The 7409-nt window shown below is 44.1% G+C and carries 7 protein-coding genes; 5 read left to right on the top strand and 2 right to left on the bottom strand.

Going from position 1 to position 7409, the window contains the following annotated elements; genetic code table 11:
- Window positions 1–264: 264 nt before the first annotated feature.
- Together VIM89_RS21565 and VIM89_RS21560 are read right to left on the bottom strand one after the other, a co-directional pair.
- Window positions 265–744, bottom strand: a complete 480-nt coding sequence (locus VIM89_RS21565; RefSeq protein ID WP_488158260.1) for a nuclear transport factor 2 family protein — start codon at window positions 742–744, stop codon at window positions 265–267.
- A 184-nt stretch (window positions 745–928) separates the two neighbouring features.
- The gene (locus VIM89_RS21560; protein ID WP_488158259.1) at window positions 929–1717 is read right to left on the bottom strand and encodes an alpha/beta hydrolase; all 789 of its coding nucleotides are present in this window, start codon (window positions 1715–1717) and stop codon (window positions 929–931) included.
- A 160-nt stretch (window positions 1718–1877) separates the two neighbouring features.
- On the opposite strand from VIM89_RS21560, the gene VIM89_RS21555 reads away from it, so the two are divergent.
- The 5 genes from VIM89_RS21555 to VIM89_RS21535 all read left to right on the top strand — a co-directional run bounded on the left by VIM89_RS21555 (window position 1878) and on the right by VIM89_RS21535 (window position 7299).
- Window positions 1878–2585, top strand: a complete 708-nt coding sequence (locus tag VIM89_RS21555) for an esterase family protein (protein WP_488158258.1) — start codon at window positions 1878–1880, stop codon at window positions 2583–2585.
- A gap of 160 nt (window positions 2586–2745) precedes the next feature.
- Entirely contained in the window at window positions 2746–3855 is a 1110-nt protein-coding gene (locus tag VIM89_RS21550; protein ID WP_488158257.1) for an ATP-grasp domain-containing protein, read from the top strand.
- Between the two features lie 98 nt (window positions 3856–3953).
- Window positions 3954–5051, top strand: coding sequence for a carboxylate-amine ligase (locus VIM89_RS21545; protein ID WP_488158256.1), 1098 nt, complete (start codon window positions 3954–3956; stop codon window positions 5049–5051).
- Window positions 5052–5144: 93 nt separating this feature from the next.
- Complete coding sequence (locus tag VIM89_RS21540; RefSeq protein ID WP_488158255.1) at window positions 5145–5972, top strand: type 1 glutamine amidotransferase; 828 nt, start codon at window positions 5145–5147, stop codon at window positions 5970–5972.
- A 133-nt stretch (window positions 5973–6105) separates the two neighbouring features.
- On the top strand, window positions 6106–7299 hold the full coding sequence (locus VIM89_RS21535) for a hypothetical protein (RefSeq protein ID WP_488158254.1): 1194 nt from the start codon (window positions 6106–6108) through the stop codon (window positions 7297–7299).
- The last annotated feature ends 110 nt before the right edge of the window (window positions 7300–7409 follow it).

Here is a 7409-nt window from a genome sequence, read left to right as displayed (position 1 = left end):
GAAAAGCTGTCCACCAACCTCCCATCTACCATTCAACTTAAAATAAGCGGCTTAGAGTCAGGGTTTGTAACGTAAACCACCATTCCAAGCTATAAGCGCATCTTTATTGACCTTCATCGATTTTTACCGGACAACAGTGAACTTGTTTCAGCACCCCATCATAAAAGTCTGCGATAAGGTAAGTCTGCTACATACAAACGTAGACCAAGCAAGCGTCGACCTGTACTGTGGGTTCCCGAAACAAGTTCGGGATGACGAGGGTGCCTAATGCAAACTAATCACCCTCGTCACCTGCCAGGTATCGCCTTTTTGCTGCCACACACAAATAAACTTATCCGGCTTGGATGGAGTTTCGCTTTCCTGATGATTAATAAAACGGTGCAAGCCTATCTCGACAGCTCCATAACCGGCTATAGGATAAACCTCTATGCTTCCTGGTACCAATACACGGGTCACTTTGCCACAGATATTTCTTTTAATAGCATCAAGCACATCTTTTTTGGAGGTAGATAAACCGCCTTTATCGTGGTAAAACTCCAGGTTATCTGAAAATATTTTGGCCTGCGTTTCCATGTCGCAGTTGTTGTAGGCGTTAAACAGCACGCTATCCATGTGTACGATTTTGGCGTATAGTTCTTTGGATTCGGGGACATATTTATAGCCATCCTGCGCATGTGCGGCCGACCAGGATGCGATAAAAGTAATTACCGCAAAAGCAGTTATGATTGGTTTTGACAGTTTCATTGCAATTTGATTAAACTGCAATATACCAATATTCTAAGATAAATTACTGCCTCACAAAGGGTGTCATGCTGAGGCACAAGCCTGTCCTGAGCCTTGTCGAAGGGAAGCATGGTGGGCAAAGGCCTCTACGCGCCGCACTTCGACTAGGCTCAGTGTGACACCCGATGTTTTGACACAAAGAAGATTACCTCCCAAATGCCCATACCAGGAACTTCGGCATAGCTTCAGCCCAGGTTTCCACATTGTGCGCACCGCCAACCATTTCCAGGTATTGAATATCCGTCGGGCGGGTGTAGCCTTTGTTTTCCAATTCTTTTATCAGGTCGATGGTGTCATCAATCGAGTCGATGATGCCGTTCATGTTTCTGTCGGCAGTTTCGTCTTTGGTGCCGGTTTGCAGCCAAATTTTCAAATCAGGTTTGCTTGCGGTATTGTGGATAATGCCGTGCATAATACGGTCGTTATCGGTATAGTTTTTACCCAGATCTTTGCTTCTCCACCAGAATGATCCTGAGAATACGCCCACCTTGTCAAACAACTCCGGATAGTGCCAGGTGATATCCATGGCAGATAATCCGCCTAAAGAGAATCCGGCAAAGGCAGTCGAATTAAAATCGGTTATACCGGTTTCCTTTTTTATGACAGGCAATAATTCAGTTACAATAAACTTGGTGTAAGCTGCTGCTTTAGAGCCGCGTTGTTTAAAGTCGGGAATTCCGGCAGTGCCGTATTCCTGTATGCGCTCGTCACCCGCATGGATAGCGGCAACCAGCACAGGTTTTATAGCGCCAATATTATATAAGCTTTCCAGGCTTTCTTTTATTTTTAGGTTATCGGCTTCCTGGCCATCATTCAGTAATAACAGGTTAACAGGTTCGCTTATTTCATTTTCTTCGGGTAGCAGCAATGTTATGGTAACCCCTCTTTTCAAAGCGTCAGAAGCAATGGTTATTTGGGTTTCTGTCAGGGTCATTTCGTTATCAATCCAGCTCAAATACATCTCTATCAAAATATTACAAGGTGGCAAAAATAGGTTTTATCTATTTATGAAATGACATGTACGGAATAATTTGACAGAATGTTGTCATTTTAAATCAAAGCACTTAACTTACACTTACTAAAGCAGCTATAGTTTGACAGAACAATATCACAAATGGTATTCGCACAACCTGGGCCTCGATGTAGAGATGCTGATCTTCGGCACGCGCGGCTACCCGGTTATCCTTTTCCCGACCTCTCAGGGCAGGTATTTTCAGAATAAAGATGAGGGGCTGATCGAGTCGGTACGATGGTTTGTAGAGGAAGGATTAGTAAAAATTTACTGTCCCGATAGCTTTGATTGGCTCACCTGGTACAACAAAGGCGTTCCCCCGGCGGATAGGGCCAGGAACTATAATTACTACGATAAAATGCTTTATGAGGAACTTGCTCCCTGGGCCATGCACGAAACCGGCGTAAGCAAAGTGGCCACAGCAGGATGCAGCTTTGGCGGCTACCATGCGGCTAACTTCGCGCTGAAGCACCCGGATAAAGTGGGGCACCTGTTCAGCATGAGCGGTGCGTTTGATGTGAAACAGTTTGTGGACGGGTATTATGACGATAATATATTTTATAACAATCCGCCAGACTACCTGCCGGGCAGTAATCAACCGGATTTATGGAATATGAATATCATCCTCGGCACAGCTGAACATGATATTTGCAGACCGGATAACGATCACCTGTCAAACATTTTACGGCAAAAGAACATTAATCATTGGCTGGATATCCGCGGCATAGGCGACCACGACTGGCCCATGTGGCGGGCGATGTTCCCGCATTATCTGTCCACTATCCCGTAGATGTGAGATTTGAGACGTGAGATTTGAGAATTGACTCTTTAGGATTTAGAAATTAGAGTTTAGAACTTCAAACAATATACCCATGAAACCATCATGAACTACAAATCAAATTAACACGGTTCATGATAGCTTCATTACCACTGAAAAACAAATTACGACAATGAAAAAAATAGGCATTCTTTTCGGTCAGGAAAATTCATTCCCCCATGCTTTTGTTGAACGGATCAACCAGAAGGCAGAAAAAAATATATCGGCAGAGTTTGTGCGCATCGATAAGGTGCTGCAGGCTGAGCCATTGAATTATGCGGTGATCATCGACCGTATATCGCAGGACGTTCCTTTTTACCGGGCCGCGCTTAAAAACGCTGCCATCTGCGGAACGGCGGTCATTAACAACCCGTTCTGGTGGAGCGCCGATGAGAAATTTTTTAATAATGCATTGGCGGTTAAGATCGGAGTGCCTGTTCCTAAAACGGTTATCCTGCCGTCAAAGGAATTGCCTCCTGATACAACAGATCAATCCTTCCGCAACCTGGCTTACCCATTGGATTGGGAAGGAATATTTAACTATGTAGGTTTCCCTGCTTATATGAAACCGTTCGATGGTGGCGGCTGGAAAGAGGTTTACCAGATCACCAGTTTGGAAGACTTGTGGCCAAAATACGATCAAACCAAACAATACGTAATGATGCTGCAGGAAGAGATCATCTTTGAGGATTACTTCCGCTGCTATTGCATTGGCGGCAAGCATGTGCGTATTATGCAGTACGAGCCTCGCAACCCGCATCACCTGCGTTATGAGCATGGCAAGGCTCCTGCTGAAAAGAAATTATTGGACCAGGTAAAAGAGTACGTAATCAAGCTGAATAAATACTTAGGGTACGATTTTAATACCGTTGAATTTGCCGTACGCAACGGTGTGCCTTATGCTATCGATTTCTGCAACCCGGCACCTGATGCTGAGGTTACCAGCGTAGGCCAGGAAAACTTCGACTGGGTAGTAGAAACTGCTGCCGATTACGCCATCGAGCGCGCCAAAAAGCAAAAAGACGGCATGGATAATTTAACCTGGGGCGAGTATGTGAAGACTGGTGCAGCTAAAGAGGATCTTTTATCATCAGAAAAGAAAATTGAGAAGAAGGCGAGTAAAAAAGATGCCGCTACAGGTAAGATAGATCACGAAATATTATCAGAGGGAACGATAAAGACTGTACCTAAAAAGACAGCAGCGAAAACAGCGGCAAAGCCAAAAGTAGTGACAAAAAAATAATACCTCATCCATTATAGCGATGGGTTTGAAACCCATCGCTATAATGGATATAGACATCTTTCCTTAAAGTAGGAGGATAACTAAACCAATTAACAATTATGAACGAGTTTACCTTAGGTGTTGAAGAAGAATTTATGGTGATTGACCCTGTGAGCAGGGAACTGACATCGCACGACCAGAAAATAGTTGATGGCGCCCAAAAGATACACGAGGACCAGGTAAAGGCCGAAATGCACCAGGCCGTGGTGGAAGTGGGTACGCACATTTGCCGCAACACCGCCGAGGCACGAAAGGAAGTGGGCAAACTACGCGGAACAGTGGCACAATTAGCCGGGGAACTTGGTTTGCGCATTGGCGCGGCTGGAACACACCCCTTCTCGCACTGGCAGCACCAGCTGATCACTGATCATCCCCGCTATTTTGAGATCGTGGATGAAATGCAGGAAGCCGCTCGTTCTAATTTGATCTTTGGGTTGCATGTGCACGTGGGTATCCAGTCTCGTGATCTGGCTATCCATATCGCTAACCAGGTACGTTACTTTTTGCCGCACGTTTATGCTTTGTCGACCAATTCCCCATTTTGGGAAGGGCGAAATACTGGCTTTAAGTCATTTCGGACTAAGGTATTCGACAAATTCCCTCGTACAGGCATTCCTGATTATTTCAGCAGCATCGAGGAATACGACCGTTATATCAAACTGCTGGTAAAAACCAACTGTATCGACAATGCCAAAAAAATATGGTGGGATATCCGGGTGCACCCATTTTTCGAGACCATCGAATTTCGTATATGCGATTGCCCGATGCTGATCGATGAGACGATGGCTTTTGTGGCCTTGTTCCAGGCTTTGTGCGCCAAATTGTATAAACTTCGCCAACAAAACATGTCGTTTATTACGTATAACCGGGCGTTGATCAACGAGAACAAATGGCGTGCTGCGCGCTATGGTATCGATGGTAAAATGATCGACTTTGGTAAGGAGCTGGAAGTAAATACCAGGGCGTTAGTACTTGAACTGCTGGATTTTGTAGATGACGTGGTTGATGAATTGGGCTGTCGCGAAGACCTGCAATATGTTCACAAAATACTGGAGCACGGTACTGGTGCCGACCGTCAGCTCGCGGTTTATCAGCAAAATAGTAACTTTGCAGACGTGGTGGATTATATTACGTCACAAACATTAAAAGGAATTTAGAAAAGATGTGAGATATGAGATTTGAGATATGAGACTTGACACTACACTTTTTGTCTCACATCTCAAATCTCACGTCTCAAATCCCAGCATAAAATGATGAATGAAATAAAAGTAGCCATACTAGATCTGTACGATGGGATACCCAATGAGGGTATGCGTGGGTTCCAGGATATTTTAAAACGCTATAGAACAAAAAATCAGCTCAACCTGAGCTACGAAATATTTGATGTGCGCGGCAAATGTGAGGCGCCAAATTATAAGGATTTTGATATTTACATCTCCAGCGGAGGTCCGGGTGATCCTTTGATCACCGAAGGTACCCCATGGGAAAAAGTATATTTTAACCTGATCGATAAACTGGAAGATCATAACCTGTCTAACAATCCGCAAAAGAAGCATGTGTTTTTCGTATGCCATTCTTTTCAGCTGATGTGCCGCAAATATCTATTGGGTGAAATTAACACTCGGCGCTCACCTTCATTTGGCGTGTTGCCGGTTCATCAAACCAAAGCCGGTTTAAATGACCCGATTTTTGATGGATTGGCTGATCCATTTTATGCGGTTGATTCGCGAAGCTGGCAGGTAATCCATCCAAATGAGAAACGTTTTGCCGACCTGGGCATGCAATTGCTGGCGATAGAAAAAGAGCGTCCATATGTTGATCTGCCGCGTGCGATGATGGCTATCCGTTTTAGTGATTATTTTATCTCGACACAGTTCCACCCTGAAGCAGATGCAATAGGCATGCAGGCCCATCTGTCAAAAGAAGAGAAGAAGAATGATGTGATAAGTGAGCACGGGCAGGACAAGTACAACGAGATGCTGGAGCGTTTGGAAGACCCGGATAAAATAATGCATACCCAAAACACCGTTATTCCAAATTTCTTAGATCAGGCGGTTTTGAGTTTGCAGGAAGCATAAAAAGGCGTAATAATAACTGTCATTGCGAGCGATAGCGTGGCAATCGCATACTATACAGGGCGAAGAAGCACAGTTCGCGATTGCTTCGTCCCTCGCAATGACATGAAGGCAACGATTTACAATTTCCCCCAATATGGATCCATCAGCCAGGAAAGCATTCAACGATAACTTTACGCCATTAAAGTACGAGCGCTTGTTGACCGCGCTGAATGATGGCCTGAAAGAAAAAATACCATTTCGCGTAGCAGAAACACCTATTTTCCTGACGGATGATTTTCGTGACAAGCTGTTAGCCGCAGGCGAAGATATCATCAATGTTATCCTTCAGCCTGATTTTAAACAGCTGACTGAAAGGGCTATTCCTAAAAAATGGCGTGTGGCCAATGAAAATGATCATCCGCATTTCATCGCGCTCGATTTTGGTGTTTGTAAGGATGAGAACGGGCAAATTGTTCCAAAACTGATCGAATTGCAGGGGTTTCCGTCGCTTTATGGCTTCCAGGTATATCAAGGTGATCAATATAAGGAGTCCTTTGATATCCCCGATAACTGGACCATCTACTTTAATGGCTTGGAGCGGGAAGAGTATCTTGATCTGCTTAGAAAAACTGTCGTCGGCCCATATCAGCCTGACGAAGTTGTTCTGATGGATGTAAACGCACCAGAGCAAAAAACAGCCGTTGATTTTTTCATCACCCAAAATTATATCGGTATACCGGTGGTATCCTTGAGTGATCTGATCGAAAAAGATGGCAAACTGTTTTATAATGTTAACGGCGAACTAAAATCCATCAAAAGAATATATAACCGCCTGATATTTGATGAGATAGAAAGTGACCCGGATATTTTCAATAAGGTTGTCGATATCCGCAAACCGCTTGATGTGGAGTGGATCACGCATCCTAACTGGTTCTATCGCATCAGCAAGTTCACTATGCCTTTTCTGAAGGGGGATTATGTACCAAAAACACAATTCCTAAATGAGGTAAAAGACATTCCGTCTGATCTTGAGAATTATGTATTGAAGCCTTTATTCTCTTTTGCCGGACAGGGTGTAATTATTGATGTGACCAGGGAAGACATCGAAAGAATAAAAGACCCCGAGAACTGGATATTGCAGCAGAAAGTGAATTATGAACCCGCTTTGCACTCACCGGATGGCGGTGTGAAGATCGAAATACGCTTGCTTTACCTGTGGCCAAATGGCGCGGATAAGCCTACGCTTGCCATCAACCTTGGTCGCCTGAGCAAAGGAAAAATGATCGGCGTACGCTATAATAAGGACTTTGACTGGGTGGGCGGCACCATTGCCTTCATGCGAAAGTAAAACCTTATACTTTTACACTTGTATATTCGTATATAGATTGTGAAAATGTATTAAATTTGTGACATGAATATTCAGTTAATCATAGTGATATTACTTTTTGTCGCAGCCAT

This window comes from Mucilaginibacter sp. (assembly GCF_036568825.1).
Lineage (GTDB): Bacteria > Bacteroidota > Bacteroidia > Sphingobacteriales > Sphingobacteriaceae > Mucilaginibacter.
This window is presented reverse-complemented; position numbering and strand designations above follow the sequence as displayed.